The organism is Mesorhizobium sp. WSM4904, assembly GCF_029674545.1.
In the GTDB taxonomy this organism is placed as follows: Bacteria; Pseudomonadota; Alphaproteobacteria; order Rhizobiales; family Rhizobiaceae; genus Mesorhizobium.
This window is the reverse complement of the sequence record NZ_CP121354.1, coordinates 22,831-44,497: the sequence shown is the minus strand read 5'-3', so window position 1 is coordinate 44,497 and position 21,667 is coordinate 22,831. Positions and strand designations below refer to the sequence as shown.

The window sequence follows — 21,667 nt, the reverse complement described above, 5'->3', positions numbered from 1 at the left end:
GAATGCGGCGCCCCATAGATTTTTCGCGCCGCTCGTGGCGGGCCAAAGGTGTTGGCCTGCCGCTTCCGAAGAACCCGCGATACCGGACCAGTCGCGGGGCTTGGCTTTCGCTGGCGGTCACGCTCGTTGCATCCGTCTCGGCTGGCGAGCCGGCCGGTCTGCCAACGAGCCGCACCGACCTGACCCCGAAAGACCAGGCACGGGTTCTGGTCGTCACCAAGCCAACCGGCGACTTTACCAAACCCGAGCCGTTCGAGCTGATGCAGGGCGGCGCCGGAACGTCCAGGAAAGACATCAACCGGGATGCCTTCTCGCAATCCTCCGCCAACATCACCTTCGAGGAAGAGGCGACCTTCAAGCTCGGCAACGCGCTTTTCCGCAAGAACTGGGTGTCGTCGCCCTCATCCACGCAGGCCTCCGACGGGCTAGGTCCGCTGTTCAACGAGCGTGCCTGCCAGAATTGCCATTTGAAGGACGGTCGCGGGCGGCCCCCGGGAGGCGGCACGGGCTCCACATCGATGTTCTTGCGTCTCGCGCGCGACGCGAGCAGCGCGGAAGAGACGGCGGCGCTCGCCGACCACAAGCTGCTGAACTTGCCCGATTCGGTCTATGGCTCGCAACTGCAGGATCTGGCGGTTCCGGGCCTCAAGGGTGAAGGCCGCATGCGCGTCGACTATTCCGAGCAGAAGGTCACACTCGGCGACGGCACGGTCGTTTCGCTGCGCAAGCCCAGCTACTCGGTCGAGGATCTGAGCTATGGCCCGCTCGATCCGCGCACGACTTTGTCGCCGCGCCTGACGCCGCCGATGATCGGGCTCGGCCTGATCGAGCAGATCGCTCCGGCCGACATTCTCGCCCATGCCGATCCGGACGATCGCGATGGCGATGGCATCTCCGGCAGGCCGAACATCGTTCGCGACGAACTGACGATCGGCCGTTTCGGCTGGAAGGCGCAGGCCGCCTCGATCCGCCAGCAGGCGGCCGACGCCTTTGCCGGCGACATCGGCATTTCCACGCCCGACGTGCCGAAGCATTGGGGCGACTGCACCGAAGCGCAAAAGGATTGCCTAGCCCTGCCGAACGGCGTGCAGCAGCGGCTGGGCAGTGCGGAAGCGCCGCCCCCGGTCATGGACCTCGTCACCTTCTATTCGCAGAACCTCGCCGTGCCGGCGCGGCGCGACCTCGACAAGCCGGAGGTCCTTGCCGGCAAGAGGCAATTCTACGAGATGGGCTGCATTTCCTGCCACACGCCGAAATTTGTCACCATGCGCGGCACGCCCAACAAGGCGCAGGCCTTCCAATTGATCTGGCCCTATTCCGACTTTCTGCTGCACGACATGGGCGAGGGTCTTGCCGACGGGCAGCATGTCGGGGAGGCGAGCGGCAGCGAATGGCGCACGCCGCCGCTCTGGGGCATTGGCCTGACCGCGACGGTCAACGGCAACAGCTTCTACCTGCATGACGGGCGCGCCCGCACGCTTGAAGAGGCGATCCTCTGGCATGGTGGCGAGGGCCGGAAGGCGCGCGACCGCTTTGCCGGCGCCGCCGCCGCCGATCGCGATGCGCTGATCAAATTCCTGGAGTCGCTCTGATGTCGAAACGCCTGGCCGCCGCGCTTGTCCTTCCGCTCTTTCTTGCCGCTGCCTTGCCGGCCTCGGCCGCGGTCAAGGCCTCCGACGTCATCGGGCGCGCGATCGACGGCTTCGTCCGCCCTGCCTATGCCAGGCTTGACGATCATGCCGCGAGCCTGACCAAGGCGATGCACCAGCTTTGCGATGCTCCATCCCGGCAAAATCTGGATGCGGCGCGCGCGGACTTTTCCGCCACGGTCGAAGCCTGGTCGGTGGCCGAGATCATTGCCTTCGGACCGGTCAAGGAGAACAACCGGCTGGAGCGCATGCTCTACTGGCCGGACCGCAAGAGCATCGGCTTGAGGCAGATGCAGGCGACGCTCGCCGCCAAGGATCCCTCCGCCACCGATCCGGCGCAGCTTGCCGATAAGAGCGTCGCCATGCAGGGGCTCGGCGCGCTCGAATATGTGCTGTTCGGCGATGGCGCCGAAACGCTTGCCGGCAAGGACGAGCCCTATCGATGCGCGTATGGGTCTGCGGTGGCCGGCAACATCGAGGCGATCGCCGGCGAGACCCGCGACGCCTGGGACAAGCCTGAAGGCTTTGCCTCGCTCTGGGCCAATCCGGGGCCGAAGAACCCGCTCTATCGCGACGGCACCGAAGCGGTGACGGAACTGGTCGGCGTCTTCATCAACGAGCTGGACATGATCCGCGACGTGCGGCTCAAAGGCTTCCTCGGCGCGAGGCCGGACGCCGACAAGCCGAAGCAGGCGATCTATTGGCGCTCGCAGAACACGACGAATTCACTGGCCGGGAACCTGTCCGGCATCGACCAGCTGTTCCAGGCCTCGGAACTTGGCGATGCGCTGCCCGCCGATGCGCGGTGGATGGCAGAGTCCATCCATATCCAGCTTACCAATGGCGTGGCGACGGCGAAGTCCGTCGCCGGCCCGATCGACAAGGCGCTCGCCGATCCGGCATTGCGCGCCAAGCTCGAGCACTTCGCCCTGATCACCTCCAGCCTCTCGACCCTGATCGGCACCAGGATGACCGCCGAGTTCGGCCTGACCGCCGGCTTTTCGTCGCTTGACGGGGATTAAGCATGATTTTGAGATTGGTTGGGACGCTTCTCCAGTCGTCATCCACGGGCGAAGCAAGGAGCGAAGCGACGCGGCGAAGACCCGAGGATCCATGCCGTGACTTTGAGGCGCCGCCACGGTGCAGAATTCTGCTCCGCTGCACCCTTCGGCCAAGGTCACGGCATGGATCCTTGGGTCTTCGCGACGGAGCTTCGCTCCTGCTTCGCCCAAGGATGACGAAGGTTGGTAGGCTTCGGCCAATCTCCAACGTCTGCGATGACCTATCCCAACAATTGGTAGGTACCAAGCGTCAGCTCCGGTCCGTCGAAATTGTCGTGTCCTGCAATGAGCCGATACTCAGGAGGATCGTCTCTTGAAAACCGCGCTCATCGATCGCCGCGATTTCCTGAAGGCTGCCGGCGCGAGCTTCGCCGCCGCCATGGCGCCGCGCGCCTGGGCGGACACGCTGGCAGCGGACGCGATCTTCGCCACCGCCTTCGTCAGGCGCGACGGCGGCTTCGGCGCCGCCGTGCTCTCCGAGGCCGGCAAGATCCTGCGCACCCTCGATCTGCCCGACCGCGGCCATGACGTCACCTTCGATCCCGTGTCGAAGCGTTCGGTCGTCTTTGCCCGCCAGCCCGGCACCTTCGCCGTCGTCTTCGACCATGCCGGTCGCGAGAAGCCATTGACCATCGCCAGCATCGCCGGCCGGCATTTCTTCGGCCACGGCGTGTTCTCTCCCGACGGCGCGCTGCTCTATGCGACCGAGAACGATTTTGATGACGCCGCGGGCGTCGTCGGCGTTTATGACGCGCGGGCAAAATTCGATCGTATCGGCGAGTTCCCGACCTACGGCATGGGGCCGCATGAACTGCTTTTGCTTGGCGATGGCCGCACACTCGCCATCGCCAATGGCGGCATCGAAACCCATCCGGACTATGGTCGCGCCGAGCTGAACATCGCGACGATGAAGCCTTCCTACACGCTGGTCGACCGCGTCACCGGCGACCTGATCGAAAAGCATGAGCTGCCGCCGGCGCTGCACCAGCTCTCGATCCGCCACATGGACCGCGACCAGGCCGGCACCGTCTGGTTCGGCTGCCAGTATCGCGGACCGGCCACCGACAGTCCGGCTCTGGTCGGGCGCGCCGTGCGCGGCAAGGAACTCGAATTGCTGGAGATGCCGCAGGACGTGCTCTCCGGCCTCCGCAACTATATCGGCTCCGTAGCCGCCAATCCCGTCGCCGGCACGGTCGCCGTCACCTCGCCGGAAGGGAACTCGCTGGCGATCATTGATGCCGCCAGCGGGCGCGTTGTCGCGACCAGATCGCTTGTCGAAGTCTGCGGCCTGGCTCCCGATCGCGCCGGCTTCATGGCAACGACGGGCGCCGGTGAGATCGTCGGCGGCGCCGGTGCCGCGCGCTCCGAGCCCGACTACGTCTGGGACAACCACATGCTGCGCATCACGGGCGCTGCCTGACTGCCGACGGGCCTTGTCCCTGGTGTCGCACGGAAGCAAAGCCGCTTAACATTTATGCGGCCTGGCACTTGCGGCGGCGGGCCATGCCGGGCAGAGGGAAGGCGTTCGTCAACCGGCCACATGAAGCTGCCCGTATGAAGTTGCCCGCATGAAATTGCTTGCCATCGACTGCGCCGCCAGTCTCTGTGCCGCCTGCGTCTACGACGCGGGTGCGGCCACTGAACTTGGCCGCAAGGTGCTCGACCTCGGCAAGGAGCACGCCGAGCATCTGATGGCCGTCGTCGAGGCCGCCTTGAAGGCCGGCGGGATCGGCTATCAGGAGCTGGGCGCCGTTGCCGTCTCGATCGGCCCTGGTTCCTTCACCGGCCTGCGCGTCGGCGTCTCCACCGCGCGCGGTCTGGCTTTGGCCTTGAAGATCCCGGCCATCGGCGTGACGACCCTGGAAGCGCTGGCGGCGGAGACAGAGAATGCCTTTCCAGGCCGCGACGTACTTGCCGCGCTCGACGCCGGCCGCGAGGAGATCCACGCGGCTCTTTTCGACAAAGCGTTAGTCTTGACTTACGGTCCTGCGGTGGTCACGCTTTCCGAAGCGACCGCAATGGCGGTCAACGCGTCCGCGATCCTGGCCGGCACCGCCGCGCCGCAGATTGCCGCGGCCGCCGGAAACAGCTTCGACGTCGGGCCGGTTTCCGCAACGGCGGACATCGCGACCTATGCCCGGCTGGCCGCCGCCAAGGGGCCAGGCGAAAAGCCGAAGCCGCTCTATCTGCGCGGCGCCGACGCCAAGCCGCAGGCCGGGTTCATATTGCCAAGACAAGACCGAAGAGATCGCGGTCCGAGGGGAAAACAGTCCTGATGCGCATACCTTTCCTTCAACCGCGCCGCAGGGACTATGCGCTGGAGCCGCTGACGGTTGCCGACAGCGCCGCCGTTTCGGTGTTGCATCGCGAGGATTTTGTCCGGCCCTGGACGGACGGCGAATTCGCGGCGCTGCTCGAACAGGACGCCGTGTTCGGTTACGCAGCGCGCGAGACAGGACAGGGATCGAAGCCTCCGGTCGGTTTCGTTCTGGCGCGTCTGGCGGCGGGCGAGGGCGAGATCCTGACGGTTGCTGTGGCCCGCGCGCATCGCCGCCAGGGGCTCGGCTGGCAATTGATGGATGCGGTGCTGCGCGAACTGCACGCGCAGCGCGCCGAGGCGCTTTTCCTCGAAGTCGACGAGACCAATCAGCCGGCGATCGCGCTCTACCGCAGGCTCGGCTTCCGCCAGGTCGGCCAGCGTCCGAACTACTACCGGTCGACCGAGCACGGCCCGACGGGCGCGCTTGTCATGCGCCGCGATCTTCGCTAGCGACACGGCACATGACCCCGAACCGGAGGTTCGGAAAGGATCATGCGCCAAATTGGGGTGTTACAGCGTCGTTTGCGCCCGAGAGGGCGCGCGGCGCTGTAATGATAGGGCCGGAGCGAATGATCAAGAGATTGCGGATTTTCATGTCGTTCGGCCTCGTCGCCGCCGGCACGCTGGTGATGGTGCCGCTGCAGCTCCTGTCGATGAAGACCGGGCTCTGGCCGGAGACGGTCGTCCTGAAAATCTGGCACGGTATGATCCTCAAGGCGCTCGGCATGCGCGTGCACGTTAAGGGCGCACTGGCCAAGCAGCGCCCCCTGCTCATCGCGGCCAATCACATCTCCTGGACCGACATCATGGTGCTCGGCTCCTTTGTCGATGTGAAGTTCATCGCCCGGGCCGATATGGAAGGCTGGCCGATGATCGGCATGCTGTCCAAGCTGCAGCGCACCGTCTTCATCGAGCGCGAGCGCAAGCGCACCTCCGGCGACCAGGCGAGCGAGATCGCCAGGCGCATGGCCAAGGGCGATGCCATGGTGCTGTTCGCCGAGGGCTCGACCGGTGACGGCAATCTGGTGCTGCCGTTCAAGAGCACTTTGTTCGGCGCGGCATCGATGGCGATTTCCGAAGGGGCCGCGGAGCAGGTGTTCATCCAGCCGGTGGCGATCGCCTACACGCGCGTGCACGGCGTGCCGATGGGCCGCCGCCATCGGCCGATGGCCGCATGGATCGGCGACCAGGATCTGATGCCGCATCTGAAGGTCCTGCTTGCCGAAGGCGCGGTCGATGCCGAGGTGCATTTCGGCGATCCGGTGCCGTTCGCCAAGGGCTCGAACCGCAAGGAAACGGCAAGATTGATGGAAGCCAAGGTGCGCGAGATGATGCAGGCCGCACTCGCCGATCCGCGTCCCAGTCGTCAGCGCATAGCCTGAAGACCGAACGCCCGGCGCCGTAACCCGCCAGAATCGTCTGTTTTTTGTCACGGAAAGGCGTTAGAAGCCGCCCGATGGAATTGAACGCGATTGAAAGCCACGACATCGGCACGGCGCCCGAGCACTCGGCCGGCACTGTCCCGGCGCCGAAAAAAGTCTTCGTCAAGACTTACGGCTGCCAGATGAATGTCTACGATTCCCAGCGCATGACCGATGCGCTGGCCGCCGACGGCTATGTCGCGACTGATGTCGTCGACGACGCCGATCTGGTGCTGCTCAACACCTGCCATATCCGCGAGAAGGCGGCGGAAAAAGTCTATTCCGAGCTTGGCCGGATCCGCGACATGAAGGCCGTGCGCGCCGAGGCCGGGCGCGAGCTGCTGATCGGCGTCGCCGGCTGCGTGGCGCAGGCCGAGGGCGCGGAGATCATCCGCCGCGCGCCGGCGGTCGATCTCGTCATCGGCCCGCAGACCTATCACCGTCTGCCCGACGTGCTGGCCAGGGTCCGGGGCGGGCAGAAGATCGTCGAGACCGACTACGCCATCGAGGACAAGTTCGAGCATTTGCCGCAGCCGAAGCGCGCCGAGGTGGCCAGGCGCGGCGTCACCGCCTTCCTCACCGTCCAGGAAGGCTGCGACAAGTTCTGCACCTTCTGTGTCGTGCCCTATACGCGCGGCTCGGAAGTCTCGCGGCCGGTTGCCCAGATCGTCGCCGAGGCCGAGCGCCTGGCCGAGGCCGGCGTGCGCGAGGTGACGCTGCTCGGGCAGAATGTCAACGCCTGGCACGGCGAGGGCGGGAGCGGCAAGGAATGGGGTCTCGGCCGCCTGCTTTTCCGCCTGGCGGAAATCCCCGGCCTGGCGCGGCTGCGCTACACCACCAGCCATCCGCGCGACATGGACGATGAATTGATCGCCGCGCACCGTGACCTGCCGGCATTGATGCCCTATCTGCATTTACCAGTGCAGTCGGGCTCCGACCGGATACTGAAGGCGATGAACCGCAGGCACACGGCACGCGACTATCTGAACCTCATCGAGCGCATCCGCGCCGCGCGCGGCGATATCGCCATGTCGGGCGACTTCATCGTCGGCTTCCCCGGCGAGACGGACAAGGATTTCGAGGCGACTCTCGAGCTGGTGCGACAGGTGAATTACGCTTCGGCCTTCACGTTCAAATATTCGCCGCGTCCCGGCACTCCGGGCGCCGAGATGGACGGCCATGTCTCGGAAGCCGTGAAGGACGAGCGGCTGCAGCGCCTGCAGGCGCTGATCAACGAGCAGCAGAAGGATTTCATCGCCGGCATGGTCGGCCGCACGGTCAGCACGCTGATCGAGAAGCCGGGCCGCCGTCCCCACCAGAAAGTCGGCAGATCGCCATGGCTGCAGCCGGTTATTGTTGACGACAAGGCCGGCGGAATCGGTGACATTATTGACGTACGAATCACGAAGACAGGTCAAAACAGCCTGTTCGCCGAGTTGGCCTGATGCATGTCGCCCAAGTGCTCGCGGTTTGGGACAGCGACATGCATAGCCACGAGCCTCGGCAGATGAGGAGAGACGGTTGAGCGCTGCTGAACTGAAGAACCCGCCCCAGAACCAGGCATCCGGGGCCTCCGACATGGCGCACATCGTACTGACCTTCGACAACAACAAGCTTGCCAGCGCCCTTTACGGCCAGTTCGACGAGAACCTGGCCCGGCTCGAGCAGAAGCTCGGCGTCGACATCCGCTCGCGCGGCAACCAGCTTGCGATCAAGGGGTCGGCTTCGGCGGCCGAGCAGGCGCGCCGCGCGCTGGACACGCTCTACGGCATTCTCCAGAAGGGCGCCGACATCGGCCAGTCCGACGTCGACGGCGCCGTGCGCATGGCGATCGCCGCCGACGACCAGCTGACGCTGCCGACCATGGAGCGCAAGGGCAAGGTTTCGGCCGCCCAGATCGCGACGCGCAAGCGCACGATCTATGCCCGTTCGCTCAACCAGGACGCCTATATGCGCGCGCTGGAGCGGTCCGAAATGGTCTTCGGCATCGGCCCGGCCGGCACCGGCAAGACCTATCTGGCGGTGGCTCATGCGGCGATGCTCCTGGAGCGCGGCATGGTCGAGCGCATCGTGCTGTCGCGCCCGGCCGTCGAGGCCGGCGAGCGGCTGGGCTTCCTGCCCGGCGACATGAAGGAGAAGGTCGATCCTTATCTGCGGCCCCTCTATGACGCGCTCTACGACATGATGCCGGCCGACAAGGTCGAGCGCGCGATCGCCGCCGAGGTCATCGAGATCGCGCCGCTTGCCTTCATGCGCGGCCGCACGCTGGCGCATGCCGCGGTGATCCTCGACGAAGCGCAGAACACCACGCCGATGCAGATGAAGATGTTCCTGACGCGCCTCGGCGAGAACTCGCGCATGATCGTCACCGGCGATCCGACCCAGATCGACCTGCCGCCCAACACCAAGTCGGGCCTGGTCGAGGCGCTGCGCATCCTCGACGGCGTGCCGGGCATCGTCACGGTCCGCTTCAACGAGGGCGATGTCGTGCGGCATCCGCTGGTTGCCGAGATCGTCAAGGCCTATGACCGCGACGGCAAGCTGGCCAGGGGCCTCGGCGCCGAGAACTGATCAAGCCATATGGCTGAAAATCCGGAATCCAGCGGCGGGACGCCGGTCGACATCGATATTTTCGTCGAGGCCGGCGATTGGCCCGCGGAGGCCGAGCTGACGCGCCTCGTCGACCGCGCCGTCGCGGCCGCCTTTACCGAAACCGGCGCAAGCGGCGCCTCCGAGCTCAGCATCGTTTTTTCCGACGACGCCCATATCCAGACCCTCAATGCCGAGTGGCGCGGCAAGGACAAGCCGACCAACGTCTTGTCTTTCCCGGCTTTTTCCTTCCCGAAAGGCGGTCCGCTGCCGCCGATGCTGGGCGACATCGTGCTGGCCTCCGAGATGGTCGCGCGCGAGGCTGGACTGGAAGACAAGCCGCTGGCGAACCATATCACCCATCTCGTCATTCATGGCCTGCTGCATCTTCTGGGCTATGATCACGAGACCGATGCCGAGGCCGAGGAGATGGAAGCGATCGAGCGCGCGGCGCTCGCGAGGCTTGCCATTCCCGATCCCTACGCGTAACAAAAAAGACCAATTGACCTTGATGGCGATGAACGACAAACCAGAAACTGCCGCCCGTCCGGACGCCGGCAGTGCGGCCAAGCCTTCCGAAAAGTCGGAAGAAGGCTCCAGTCCGAGTATTCCGACCGGCAGCGCGGCCGCTGAGCCTTCGCATGCCGGTCCTTCGCTCTTCGATCGCGTGCTCGGCCTGTTCCGGCACCGCAACGGCACCAACCTGCGCGAGGAGATCGCCGACGCGCTGGCCGAGACGGCGAGCGATGCCGAATCCTTCTCGCCCGGCGAACGCGCCATGCTCAACAACATCCTGCGCCTGCGCGAGGTGCGCGTCGAGGATGTGATGGTGCCGCGCGCCGACATCGAGGCGGTCGAGATCACCACCTCGCTCGGCGATCTGCTCGGCCTCTTCGAGCAATCCGGCCATTCCCGCATGCCGGTCTATTCCGAAACGCTCGACGATCCGCGCGGCATGGTCCACATCCGCGACGTTCTTGCCCACATCACCAAGGTCGCCCGCGTCAAGAAGGGCCGCGCCAACAGGAAGACCCAGGCGCCGACCGTTCTCGATCTCGCCCAGGTCGACCTTGCGCGCACCATCGGCGATCTCGACCTGATCCGACCGGTGCTGTTCGTGCCGCCCTCCATGCTTGCTTCCGACCTGATGGGGCGCATGCAGACGACGCGCACCCAGATGGCGCTCGTCATCGACGAATATGGCGGCACCGACGGCCTCGCCTCGCTGGAGGACATCGTCGAGATGGTGGTCGGCGACATCGAGGACGAGCACGATGACGACGAGCCGATGATCACCCAGGCCGGCGACGGCGTCTTCGTGGTCGACGGCAAGGCCGAGATCGACGAGGTCGCCAAGATGATCGGCGAGGATTTCGCCGCCGGCGAGCATGGCGAATATGTCGACACCATCGGCGGCATGATCTTCAACACGCTCGGCCGCGTCCCGGCCAGGGGCGAAGTGGTGCAGGCCATACCGGGCTTCGAATTCCACGTGCTCGACGCCGATCCGCGCCGCGTCAAGCGTGTGCGCATCGTTCAGAGCCCGAAGGGCGAACGGCAGCGCCGCCGCGCTGCGCGCACCGAGCAGGCCTGATTTCGTCGCGTCATGCCGGTCGACGATCCGTTCAAGCATGCCGTCCTCGGTTCCGGCGTCTTCTATCAAAATCCACGTACGGCTCTGGTCTGGCTTCAGGCGGCGTTCGGCTTCGAGCCGAGCATGCTGGTCAGCGATACGGATGGACGGCTCGTCCATGCCGAAATGCGGTTTGGCGATGGCTACATCATCGTCGATTCCGAATGGGCCGAGCATATTGCCAGCCCGGCTTCGGTCGGCGGCAGGAACACCCAGTCGGTTTACATCCGCTTGCAGGAAGACCTCGACGCCCATTGCGAGAAGGCGCGCGCGGCGGGGGCGGAAATTCTCGAAGAACCCACCGACCATTTCTATGGCGAGCGGCAATACCGTGCCCGCGATCCCGAAGGGCATATATGGACCTTCACGCAAACCATGCGGGTGGTGCCCAAAGAGGAGGCCGAGCGGCTGAGCGGTCTGCGGATCGAGGGCTGGCACCGCTGATGCATGTCGCCCAAGGTGTGCGGCGGTTTCGATGCTACGCGCGTTAGAAAGCCGTCCCTCAAATCACCGCCATTTGGAGCAGGCGGCGCGGCCTGTTAAATCTCTGGCACCCTGATTCGCGCGACTTGGGAAGCTTTATGCAGCGCTTTGCCGGCCGGATAATTCTGCTTTGGGGGTGGCGGCGGGCGCTGGTGGCGTTTGCCGCCGGAGCGCTCGCGGTCCTCGCCCAGGCGCCTTACGATTTCTTCGCCGTCTGCTTCGTCTCGTTTCCGGTACTGGTCTGGCTGCTCGACGGCTCGACGGGTGAGGCCTCCGACGGTTGGTTGCGTCGCCTTCGTCCGGCTTTCGCCATCGGCTGGTGGTTCGGTTTCGGTTATTTCCTCGCTGGCCTCTGGTGGATCGGCCAGGCGCTTCTCATCGAGGCCGACACCTTCGCCTGGGCTTTGCCCCTGGCCGTAGTCGGCATTCCCTTCGCGCTCGCCTTTTTCTACGGTTTTGCGGCGGTTGTGGCGCGGCTTTTCTGGAGCAGCGATATCGGCCGCATCGCGGCGCTCGCATTCGGCTTCGGCCTCGCCGAATGGCTGCGCGACTTCCTCTTCACCGGCTTTCCCTGGAACGCCGTCGGCTATGCCGCGATGCCGGTTCCGCTCCTGATGCAGAGCGTGTCGGTGACCGGCATGATCGGCATGAACGCGCTTGCCGTCTTCGTCTTTTCACTTCCCGCTCTTGTCGCCGCGCGCCGACATCTGAGGCTGGGCCTTGCCCTGTTCGTCATCCTTGTCGCCGCCGATGTCGGCTTCGGCTATTTCAGGCTCGCAACCCCGACCGAGCCGGCCACCCGCTCGATCGACGTTCGCATCGTCCAGCCCGCTGTCGACCTCAGCGAGAAATGGGATGCCTCGGTGCGCGACCGCATCTTCGCCACGCTGATGGGGATATCGGCAAAGGCGCCGGAGCAGGGCCACGCCAAGCCGCAGTTGATCCTGTGGCCGGAAACGTCCGTGCCGTTCCTGTTCACCGAGCGTTCGGACGCGCTGACGGCGCTGGGCGACATGCTGGGCGACGGCCAGATGTTGGTCGCCGGCGTCGTGCGCGAGGAGGGCGGCGCAGGGAACGCCGGCAGCCGCTATTACAATTCCGTGGTGGCGATCAGCGACAAGGGCGAGATCGTCGATGCCGTCGACAAGGTGCATCTGGTACCGTTCGGCGAGTATCTGCCTTTTGCCGAGCTGTTCGAACGTTTCGGCATAGGTCAGCTCGTCGCCGGACCGATGAATTTCGCCGCCGGCAACGAGCGGCATCCGATCGCGGTGCCGAACGGCCTCAGCGCCGCTCCCTTCATCTGCTACGAGGTCATTTTTCCTGACCTTGTGGCGGTTGACGCAGCGTCATCTGAACTTATTGTGAACGTCACGAACGATGCCTGGTTTGGCGATACGCCAGGCCCGTACCAGCACTTCAGGCAGGCGCAGATTCGCACGGTGGAGAACGGGTTGCCTTTGTTGCGTGCGGCCAACAACGGCATCTCCGCCGTTGTCGATTCGCGGGGACGCATCGTTGATGCCTTGGCGGTCGACGCGCGCGGCGCCATCGATGCGCACGTACCGATTTCCGGGCGCGCCCTGCTGTCCGCCGATCAGCGGCGCATTAACGGATTGCTGATCATGTTGCTGTTTGCCCTGGCCGCCTTCACATTGAATGTAAGGCAGCGGCTACGGGTGAATTGACAGTCGGCACATTAGAAACTCATACTGTAACGCCTAAAATTTTCTCGAAGTCGGCTGGAGGGGTCTGTTGGGGCAGGTGGCTCCGGCTTCGTTTGGGCGGCAAAAATAGAAAAAGCCGGAAAAATTCGGCGAGGAAAAAAATGACAGAAGAGAACAAGAAGAAGCCGAATCCGATCGACATCCATGTCGGGAGTCGTATTCGGCTGCGTCGCAATATGCTTGGAATGAGCCAGGAAAAGCTGGGTGAAAATCTCGGTATCACGTTTCAACAGATCCAGAAGTACGAAAAGGGGACGAATAGGGTGGGGGCCAGTCGTCTGCAGGCGATCGCCTCGATCCTGAGCGTGCCCGTCGCGTTCTTCTTCGAGGATGCCCCGGGGCAGGAGGCCGGGGCCGGCAATCGAGGATTCGCCGAAGATGCTTCGATGGCGTTCGCCATCGAATTCTGCGGCAGCCCGGAGGGACTTCAGCTCAATCGCGCCTTCGTCAAGATTCCCGACGTCAAGGTGCGGCGTAGGATCATCGATCTTGTGAAGTCCCTTTCCCCGGATGACGCCGAGTAATTCCAGGCTCTGGCTACCGGCGGTGCCCTGCCGCCGGTGGCACAAGCCACTTGTGCCGACATTCATGCCAGATCCGTCGCACCGCTTGACGAGCGGCGCCCGGCACCGCTAACACGTGGCGCGCCAAAAATCGGCAGCCCTGCCGATCTTTTTTCAAGAGGGGACACCCGTGACGCGGCAGAACTATCTCTTCACCTCGGAATCGGTCTCCGAGGGCCATCCCGACAAAGTCTGTGACCGTATCTCCGACGAAATCGTCGATCTCGTCTATCGCGAAGCCAAGAAGACGGGCATGGACCCGTGGAAGGTGCGCGTCGCCTGCGAGACGCTGGCCACCACCAACCGCGTCGTCATCGCCGGCGAGGTCAGGGTTCCCGAGACCCTGCTGAAGAAGGACAAGGCCGGCAACGTCCTCAAGGATGCGTCGGGCCACCCTGTCGTCAATCCGGCCAAGTTCAAATCGGTCGCCCGCAAGGCAATTCGCGAGATCGGCTACGAGCAGGCAGGCTTCCACTGGAAGACGGCCAAGATCGAAGTGCTGCTGCACGGCCAGTCGCCGGATATCGGCCAGGGCGTCGACAATGCCGCCGACCGCCAGGGCGAGGAAGGTGCCGGCGATCAAGGCATCATGTTCGGCTATGCCTGCCGCGAGACGCCGGACCTGATGCCGGCGCCGATCTATTACAGCCACAAGATTCTCGAACTCCTGGCCGCCGCGCGCCATGAAGGCAATGGCGAGGCCGGCAAGCTCGGCCCGGACGCCAAGAGCCAGGTCACCGTGCGCTATGCCGACGGCAAGGCGGCGGAAGTGACGCAGATAGTGCTTTCCACCCAGCATCTCGATTCGAGCTGGGATTCCAAGAAGGTCCGCAAGGTCGTCGAGCCCTATATCCGCGAGGCGCTTGGCGATCTCAAGGTCGCCGAAGACTGCAACTGGTACATCAACCCGACCGGCAAGTTCGTGATCGGCGGTCCCGACGGCGATGCTGGCCTCACCGGCCGCAAGATCATCGTCGACACCTATGGCGGCGCGGCACCCCATGGCGGCGGCGCCTTCTCGGGCAAGGACACCACCAAGGTCGACCGTTCAGCCGCCTATGCGGCACGCTATCTCGCCAAGAACGTGGTGGCGGCCAAGCTCGCCGACCGCTGCACCATCCAGCTGTCCTACGCCATCGGCGTCGCCCAGCCGTTGTCGGTGTATGTGGACCTGCACGGCACCGGCAGGGTCGACGAGGCCAGGCTGGAGGAGGCGCTGCGCAAGGTGATGGACCTGTCGCCTTCCGGCATCCGCCGTCATCTCGACCTCAACAAGCCGATCTACGCGAAAACCTCGTCCTATGGCCACTTCGGCCGCAAGGCCGGCCGCGACGGTTCCTTCTCCTGGGAGAAGACGGACCTCGCCAGGGCCCTCAAGGACGCGGTTGCCGATGCGATTGCCGCCTGACGGCGTCGCCAAGCCTGTTCATGGTGCCAAACGACAGGCCGAGCCGCGCGACCGAAGGATTTTTCGGCCGCCGGCACGGCAAGACTATTCGCCCGCAGCAGGCCGCGGCGCTTGAAAGCGGCCTGCGCGCCTACAGGCTCGACCTGATGGCTGAGGCTCCGGCGGATCCCAGGACGCTGTTCAAGGCGGATGTTTCGGCTCTTCAACTCGAGATCGGCTTCGGCGGCGGCGAGCATCTCTTGCATCGCGCGACGGAGGCGCCGGCGATCGGCTTCATCGGCGTCGAGCCCTTCGTCAACGGCATGGCCAAGATGATGACGGCGCTCGCCAAGACGCCGCTGGCCAATCTGAGGGTCTATGACGACGATGCCACGCGCCTGCTCGACTGGCTGCCGTCGGCCTCGCTCGACGGCATCGATTTGCTTTATCCCGATCCCTGGCCGAAAAAGAAGCACTGGAAGCGGCGCTTCGTCAGCGCGGCCAATCTCGAGCGGTTCGTCCGGGTGCTGAAAGCGGGCGGCAGGTTCCGCTTCGCCTCCGATATCGACAGCTATGTGAACTGGACGCTGCTCGCCTGCCGCGCCAATGGCAACTTCGCCTGGCAGGCGAACGAGGCCGCCGACTGGCACACCCCCTATCAGGGCTGGCCCGGCACGCGCTACGAGGCCAAGGCCATCCGCGAGGGAAGGCGGCCTGCCTATTTGACCTTTATCCGGAAGTAGCCCTCGGAAATCTCAGAGGGCGAAGCGCCCCGGTCATCTACCGACTAATTTAGAAGCGCCCGATCTTGTCGAAGGCGGTAGGGTCGATGCCGAGCTTCTTCAGATCGCCGCGGCGCGGCTTGCGGCCGGCCTCGACGGCGCGCGATGCGGCTGCGGCGCTGCCGAACGTGGTTAAAAAATCACCGATTACGAAGAACAATCCGCGGTCCATGAAAAATACCTTTCGCGTGCCACCGCCCGCGACCTTTCTTTTTGCACTGCAACATAGATGGGTGCTGGCAGACGGAAATCACAGTGGCGCTGGCGCATGGCCGCCATGCTCCAGAGGCAGTGCTGATCCTGCGGTCAACTTTGTCTGCTGTCACAGTCAGGCTTGAAACGCCGGCCGGGATCGTCTATATCGGCTTCAAATTCTTGGTCGGTAAGACGAAGAGTGGGTCCACCCGGTCCCGCTCTTTTTTATTACCTGCCGGCCGGAGCGACAAAGCGACAGGGATCCGATGACCGCAGCGGCAAGCGAAGCCGACGACCGTATCATCCGCGAAAGCGGCATCGATGCGCGCATTGCGCTGATCGTGCAGCCGGTGCTCAAAGCCATCGGCTTTCGCCTCGTGCGGGTGCAGCTGACCGGACAGAACGGGCTGACGCTGCAGATCATGGCCGAGCGCGAGGACGGCACCATGACCGTCGAGGATTGCGAAGAGGTCAGCCGCGCGGTTTCGCCCGCACTTGATGTCGAGGATCCGATCGAAAAGGCGTATCATCTCGAAGTGTCGTCGCCCGGCATCGACCGGCCGCTGGTGCGCAAGCCGGATTTCGCCACCTGGACCGGCCATCTGGTCAAGATGGAGACCTCGGTCCTCATTGGCGACCGCAAGCGCTTCAAGGGCAAGATCGCCGAGGCGGACGCCGACGGCATCCTGCTGGAGCGCGATAAGGCGGCCTATGGCGAAGAGCCGACGGTGCGCGTGCCCTATGATGCGATTGCCGAGGCGCGGCTCGTGCTGACCGACGACCTCATCCGCGAGGCACTGTCGAAGGACAACAGGGCCCGCAAGGAAGCAAAGAAACGCCGGGGTGAAGCGGAAGATGCCGCCGCCGGTGAAGGAAACGAAACAGAACAGGAAAGTTGATTGAGCTTTCGGGCCGTGTGCCCGGTGCGAAGTCGGGAGAAAGACAATGGTTGTAAGCGCCAACAGGCTCGAACTGCTGCAGATCGCCGACGCGGTCGCGCGTGAAAAGTCGATCGACAAGCAGATCGTCATCGCCGCCATGGCCGATGCGATCCAGAAGGCGGCGCGCTCGCGTTACGGCCAGGAAACCAACATCCGCGCCGACATCAATCCCAATACGGGCGAGATGAAGCTGCAGCGGCTGATGGAGGTGGTCGAGAAGGTCGAGGACTACGCCACGCAGATCGCCCTTTCCACGGCGCGCGAGCGCAATCCCGATGCCCAGATCGGCGATTTCATCGCCGAGCAGCTGCCGCCGATGGATTTCGGCCGCATCGCCGCCCAGTCGGCCAAGCAGGTCATCGTCCAGAAGGTGCGCGAGGCCGAGCGCGATCGTCAGTATGACGAGTACAAGGACCGCATCGGCGAGATCGTCAACGGCACCGTCAAGCGCGTCGAATACGGCAACGTCATCGTCGACCTTGGCCGCGGCGAGGCGATCATCCGCCGCGACGAGCTGATCCCGCGCGAGAACTACAAGTACGGCGACCGCGTCCGCGCCTATGTCTACGACGTGCGCCGCGAGCAGCGCGGTCCGCAGATCTTCCTGTCGCGCACCCATCCGCAGTTCATGGCCAAGCTCTTCACCATGGAAGTGCCGGAAATCTACGACGGCATCATCGAGATCAAGTCGGTCGCCCGCGATCCGGGCTCGCGCGCCAAGATCGCAGTCATCTCGCGCGATTCCTCGATCGATCCGGTCGGCGCCTGCGTCGGCATGCGCGGCAGCCGCGTCCAGGCGGTGGTCGGCGAATTGCAGGGCGAGAAGATCGACATCATTCCGTGGTCGCCTTCGGCCGCTTCCTTCATCGTCAACGCCCTGCAGCCGGCGGAAGTCGCCAAGGTGGTGCTCGACGAGGATGCCGAGCGCATCGAGGTGGTGGTGCCGGACGACCAGCTGTCGCTGGCCATCGGCCGCCGCGGTCAGAACGTGCGCCTCGCCTCGCAGCTCACCGGCTGGGACATCGACATCCTGACCGAGCAGGAAGAGAGCGAGCGTCGCCAGAAGGAATTCGTCGAGCGCTCGGCGCTCTTCATGGAAGCCCTCGACGTCGACGAGATGGTCGGCCAGGTGCTCGCCTCCGAAGGCTTCACCAGCGTCGAGGAAGTCGCCTATGTCGACTCGGGCGAGATCTCCTCGATCGACGGTTTCGACGAGGACACCGCGTCGGAAATCCAGTCGCGCGCCCGCGAATATCTGGAGAAGATCGAGGCCGAGCACGACGAGAAGCGCAAGGCGCTCGGCGTCCAGGACGAGCTGCGCGAGATCCCCGGCATCACCACGGCCATGATGGTGACGCTCGGCGAGGACGGCGTGAAGACGATCGAGGACTTCGCCGGCTATGCCGCCGATGATCTCATCGGCTGGAAGGAACGCAAGGACGGGGAGACCAAGGTCTATCCCGGCGTGCTCGCCGATCACGGCATCTCGCGCGCCGATGCCGAGCAGATGGTGCTGGCCGCTCGCAAGAAGGCTGGCTGGATTTCCGAGGAAGAACTGGCCGCTGATGAACAATCGGCCGGCGAAACCGTCGGTGCGTGAGGTGACCACCAGTCGAAAAGCCCGTGGACGAGATGAACGATCGCACTTGCATCGTCACGCGCAGGCAGACCGAAGCGGATGAACTGATCCGCTTCGTCGTCGGCCCGGATTCGGCCGTCGTTCCGGACATCAAGAGAAATCTGCCTGGCCGCGGTTGCTGGGTCACCGCTGATCGCCTACATATCGACAAGGCAGCGGCGAAGAACCTGTTTGCCCGCGCCTTCAAGGCGCAGGTCGCGGTCCCCGCCGATCTCGGCGAAATGGTCGACGGACTGCTTTCCCGATCCGCTCTGGGCATGCTGGGTCTTGCTCGCAAGGCCGGGGCGGTCGTTCTCGGCGCCGCCAAGGTAGAGGCTGCCGTGCGCGACGGGCAGGCGCTCTTGGTGCTGCACGCGGCCGAGGCCTCGGACGACGGCGTCCGCAAGATCAGTCAGGCACGGCGGGCAACCGTCCATCTCGGCGGCCCCGCCATCCTTGCCTACAAACTTTTCCCCGAGGCCGAGTTGAGCTTGGCATTGGGGGGTACAAATGTGATACATGCTGCCGTCCTCGCGCAGGACGCAGGAAAAGCGGTCGAGAAGCGCATGGTTGCGCTCGACCGGTATCGGGGCGGGACCCCGGACGATTTGGCAATGCTTGCGGCCGTTGCTGACGAAGATGATGCCGCAGAGGATATGGAATGAGTGATACGAAATCGGGCGACGACAAGACGTTGAGCGTTACGCCGAAGAAGACCTTGACGCTGAAGCGCCCCGGCCTCGAGCAGGGCACTGTGCGCCAGAATTTCTCGCACGGCCGCACCAAGTCGGTCGTGGTCGAGACCAAGAAGCGCAAGTTCTCGCTGCCTGGCGACAAGCCGGAACCGGTGGCGCCGTCCGTCTTCACGCCGAAGCCCACAGCCGCAGCGGCGCCGACGCCTGCCGTGCAGGAAGCGCCGAAGGCGCCGCCGCAGCCGGAACGCTCGGGCATGGTGCTGAACGAGTTGTCGCGTGGCGAGATGGAAGCGCGCCGCAGGGCGCTCGAAGGTTCCAAGGCCCGCGAGATCGAGGACCGTCAGCGCGCTCAGGAAGAGAGCAAGCGCCGCGCCGAGGAAGAAGAACGCCGCAAGCGCGAGCGCGAGGAATCCGCGCGCCGTCAGGCCGAGGAAGAGGCGCGTCTCCAGGCCGAGGCCGAGTCCCGCCGTCGTGCCGAGGAAGAGGCCCGCCGCCGCGCGCCGCAGGCCGCGGACGTCGCCACGGCCGACGACGACGAGGAGGTCAAACCGAGGCGTGCCGGTGCCGGTGCTGGCGCCGGTGCACCCGCTCGCCGTCTCGCCACGCCCGAGGTGGCGCGTCCGGCCAAGCCCACCAAGGGCGAGGAAGACCGCCGCCGCGGCAAGCTGACGCTGAATTCGGCGCTTTCCGACGAGGATGCGCGCGGCCGTTCGCTGTCGTCGATGCGACGCCGCCAGGAGAAGTTCAAACGCGCGCTGCACAACGAGCCGCGCGAGAAAGTCATGCGTGAAGTGATCCTGCCCGAAACCATCACCATCCAGGAACTGGCGCAGCGCATGTCCGAGCGCGCTGTGGACGTGGTCAAGTTCTTCATGAAGCAAGGCCAGATTTTGAAGCCGGGCGACGTCATCGACGCCGACACGGCTGAGCTGGTCGCTTCGGAATTCGGCCACACGGTTCGCCGCGTTGCCGAGTCCGACATCGAGGAAGGCCTGTTCAATATCGCCGACCGTCCGGAAGACCTGGTGTCGCGTCCGCCTGTCGTGACGATCATGGGCCATGTCGACCACGGCAAAACCTCGTTGCTCGACGCCATCCGCAACGCCAATGTCGTCTCCGGCGAAGCCGGCGGCATTACCCAGCACATCGGCGCCTATCAGGTCGAGAAGAACGGTCAGAAGATCACCTTCATCGATACGCCCGGCCACGCTGCCTTCACGGCCATGCGCGCCCGCGGCGCCCAGGTCACCGACATCGCCGTGCTGGTGGTGGCGGCCGACGACAGCGTGATGCCGCAGACGGTCGAATCGATCAATCACGCCAAGGCAGCCGGCGTCCCGATCATCGTTGCGATCAACAAGATCGACAAGCGCGACGCCGACCCGCAGAAGGTGCGCGCCGAACTCCTGCGCCATGAAGTGTTCGTCGAATCGATGGGCGGCGAGGTGCTGGACGTCGAAGTGTCGGCGACCAAGGGCACCAACATCGACAAGCTGCTCGAGGCGATCCTGCTGCAGGCCGAAATCCTCGACCTCAAGGCCAACCCCGACCGCACCGCAGAAGGCGCGGTCATCGAGGCCAAGCTCGACAAGGGCCGTGGTCCGGTCGCCACCGTTCTGGTGCAGACCGGCACGCTGATGCCGGGCGATATTCTCGTCGCCGGCAACGAATGGGGCCGTGTCCGCGCGCTCGTCAACGATCGCGGCGAGCATGTGCCGGAGGCGCCGCCGGCGATGCCGGTCGAGGTGCTCGGCCTGCAGGGCACGCCGCAGGCGGGCGACCGCTTCGCCGTTGTCAACAACGAGGCGCGCGCGCGTGAAATCACCGAGTACCGTCAGCGCCTGGCGCGCGAGAAGGCGGTGGCCAAGCACGCTGGCCAGCGCGGCTCGCTCGAGCAGATGATGTCGCAGTTGCAGACGAGCGGGCTTAAGGAATTCCCGCTGGTCATCAAGGGCGACGTGCAGGGTTCGATCGAGGCGATCAATGCCGCGCTCGAAAAGCTCGGCAACGACGAGGTGCGCGCGCGCATCGTGCACGCCGGCGCTGGCGGCATCACCGAAAGCGACGTGTCGCTGGCCGAAACCTCGGGTGCCGCGATCATCGGCTTCAACGTCCGAGCCAATGCGCAGGCGCGTGCCGCGGCGACCGCCGCGGGCATCGAGATCCGCTACTACTCGATCATCTACAACCTGGTCGACGATGTGAAGGCGGCGCTCTCGGGCATGCTCTCGCCGGAGCGGCGCGAGACCTTCATCGGCAATGCCGAGATCCTCGAGATCTTCGACATCTCGAAGGTCGGCAAGATCGCCGGCTGCCGCGTCACCGAAGGCAAGGTCGAACGTGGTGCGGGCGTCCGCCTGGTCCGCGACAACGTCGTGGTCCACGAAGGCACGTTGAAGACACTCAAGCGCTTCAAGGACGAGGTTCCGGAAGTGCCGGTCGGCCAGGAATGCGGCATGGCCTTCCAGAACTACGAGGACATGCGTGTCGGCGACGTCATCGAGTGCTTCCGCGTCGAGATGGTGAGCAGGACGCTCTAAATTCGGATATACTAGCCGGAATGACCCGGGCGGCGGCCGAAAGGCTGCCGCCCAGACCTTATT

20 protein-coding genes are annotated in these 21,667 nt (G+C 64.8%); 19 read left to right on the top strand and 1 reads right to left on the bottom strand.

The window, feature by feature from the left end:
• Positions 1–2: 2 nt before the first annotated feature.
• The 15 genes from QAZ47_RS00215 (at position 3) to QAZ47_RS00145 (ending at position 15,576) form a co-directional block, all read left to right on the top strand.
• Complete coding sequence (locus QAZ47_RS00215) at positions 3–1,592, top strand: di-heme oxidoredictase family protein (RefSeq protein ID WP_278232082.1); 1,590 nt, start codon at positions 3–5, stop codon at positions 1,590–1,592.
• Positions 1,592–2,671 carry an imelysin family protein gene (locus tag QAZ47_RS00210; RefSeq protein ID WP_278232081.1) on the top strand — a complete coding sequence of 360 codons (1,080 nt, stop codon included), beginning with the start codon at positions 1,592–1,594 and terminating at the stop codon, positions 2,669–2,671. Before QAZ47_RS00215 ends, QAZ47_RS00210 begins: the two co-directional genes overlap by 1 nt.
• A 352-nt stretch (positions 2,672–3,023) precedes the next feature.
• Positions 3,024–4,130, top strand: a complete 1,107-nt coding sequence (locus QAZ47_RS00205; protein WP_278232080.1) for a DUF1513 domain-containing protein — start codon at positions 3,024–3,026, stop codon at positions 4,128–4,130.
• A gap of 148 nt (positions 4,131–4,278) precedes the next feature.
• A complete protein-coding gene (gene tsaB / locus QAZ47_RS00200; protein ID WP_278232079.1) occupies positions 4,279–4,986 on the top strand; it encodes a tRNA (adenosine(37)-N6)-threonylcarbamoyltransferase complex dimerization subunit type 1 TsaB in 708 nt (235 codons plus the stop codon).
• Positions 4,986–5,480, top strand: coding sequence for a ribosomal protein S18-alanine N-acetyltransferase (gene rimI, locus QAZ47_RS00195; RefSeq protein WP_278232078.1), 495 nt, complete (start codon positions 4,986–4,988; stop codon positions 5,478–5,480). Before tsaB ends, rimI begins: the two co-directional genes overlap by 1 nt.
• Positions 5,481–5,599: 119 nt before the next feature.
• Positions 5,600–6,412, top strand: coding sequence for a lysophospholipid acyltransferase family protein (locus QAZ47_RS00190; protein ID WP_278232077.1), 813 nt, complete (start codon positions 5,600–5,602; stop codon positions 6,410–6,412).
• Positions 6,413–6,594: 182 nt separating this feature from the next.
• Positions 6,595–7,896, top strand: coding sequence for a tRNA (N6-isopentenyl adenosine(37)-C2)-methylthiotransferase MiaB (gene miaB, locus QAZ47_RS00185; RefSeq protein ID WP_278233926.1), 1,302 nt, complete (start codon positions 6,595–6,597; stop codon positions 7,894–7,896).
• 133 nt (positions 7,897–8,029) lie between these two features.
• Positions 8,030–9,022, top strand: coding sequence for a PhoH family protein (locus tag QAZ47_RS00180; RefSeq protein WP_278076198.1), 993 nt, complete (start codon positions 8,030–8,032; stop codon positions 9,020–9,022).
• Positions 9,023–9,031: 9 nt separating this feature from the next.
• A complete protein-coding gene (ybeY, locus tag QAZ47_RS00175; RefSeq protein WP_278232076.1) occupies positions 9,032–9,529 on the top strand; it encodes an rRNA maturation RNase YbeY in 498 nt (165 codons plus the stop codon).
• A 28-nt stretch (positions 9,530–9,557) separates the two neighbouring features.
• A complete protein-coding gene (locus tag QAZ47_RS00170; protein WP_278232075.1) occupies positions 9,558–10,634 on the top strand; it encodes a hemolysin family protein in 1,077 nt (358 codons plus the stop codon).
• Positions 10,635–10,646: 12 nt separating this feature from the next.
• Positions 10,647–11,117, top strand: a complete 471-nt coding sequence (locus QAZ47_RS00165) for a VOC family protein (protein WP_278232074.1) — start codon at positions 10,647–10,649, stop codon at positions 11,115–11,117.
• A gap of 137 nt (positions 11,118–11,254) precedes the next feature.
• Entirely contained in the window at positions 11,255–12,844 is a 1,590-nt protein-coding gene (lnt, locus tag QAZ47_RS00160; protein ID WP_278232073.1) for an apolipoprotein N-acyltransferase, read from the top strand.
• Between the two features lie 140 nt (positions 12,845–12,984).
• Complete coding sequence (locus QAZ47_RS00155; RefSeq protein WP_126086026.1) at positions 12,985–13,407, top strand: helix-turn-helix transcriptional regulator; 423 nt, start codon at positions 12,985–12,987, stop codon at positions 13,405–13,407.
• 169 nt (positions 13,408–13,576) lie between these two features.
• Positions 13,577–14,854, top strand: coding sequence for a methionine adenosyltransferase (gene metK, locus QAZ47_RS00150; protein WP_278232072.1), 1,278 nt, complete (start codon positions 13,577–13,579; stop codon positions 14,852–14,854).
• Positions 14,855–14,874: 20 nt separating this feature from the next.
• Positions 14,875–15,576 (top strand): tRNA (guanosine(46)-N(7))-methyltransferase TrmB, encoded by a 702-nt coding sequence (locus QAZ47_RS00145; protein WP_278204936.1) that lies wholly within the window; start codon positions 14,875–14,877, stop codon positions 15,574–15,576.
• Between the two features lie 49 nt (positions 15,577–15,625).
• Here the strand turns inward: QAZ47_RS00145 and QAZ47_RS00140 are convergent, their stop codons facing one another.
• Positions 15,626–15,787 (bottom strand): hypothetical protein, encoded by a 162-nt coding sequence (locus QAZ47_RS00140; RefSeq protein ID WP_278232071.1) that lies wholly within the window; start codon positions 15,785–15,787, stop codon positions 15,626–15,628.
• 289 nt (positions 15,788–16,076) lie between these two features.
• Here QAZ47_RS00140 and rimP point away from each other — a divergent pair, with 289 nt between their 5' ends.
• Genes rimP through infB form a run of 4 tightly spaced genes read left to right on the top strand, consistent with a single transcriptional unit; the run spans position 16,077 to position 21,604 of the window.
• Entirely contained in the window at positions 16,077–16,709 is a 633-nt protein-coding gene (gene rimP, locus QAZ47_RS00135; protein ID WP_278232070.1) for a ribosome maturation factor RimP, read from the top strand.
• 46 nt (positions 16,710–16,755) lie between these two features.
• Positions 16,756–18,351: a transcription termination factor NusA gene (gene nusA, locus QAZ47_RS00130; protein ID WP_278232069.1), complete on the top strand. Its 1,596-nt coding sequence runs from the start codon at positions 16,756–16,758 to the stop codon at positions 18,349–18,351.
• Between the two features lie 32 nt (positions 18,352–18,383).
• Positions 18,384–19,034, top strand: coding sequence for an RNA-binding protein (locus tag QAZ47_RS00125; protein ID WP_278208013.1), 651 nt, complete (start codon positions 18,384–18,386; stop codon positions 19,032–19,034).
• A complete protein-coding gene (infB, locus tag QAZ47_RS00120; protein WP_278232068.1) occupies positions 19,031–21,604 on the top strand; it encodes a translation initiation factor IF-2 in 2,574 nt (857 codons plus the stop codon). Before QAZ47_RS00125 ends, infB begins: the two co-directional genes overlap by 4 nt.
• Positions 21,605–21,667 lie beyond the last annotated feature (63 nt).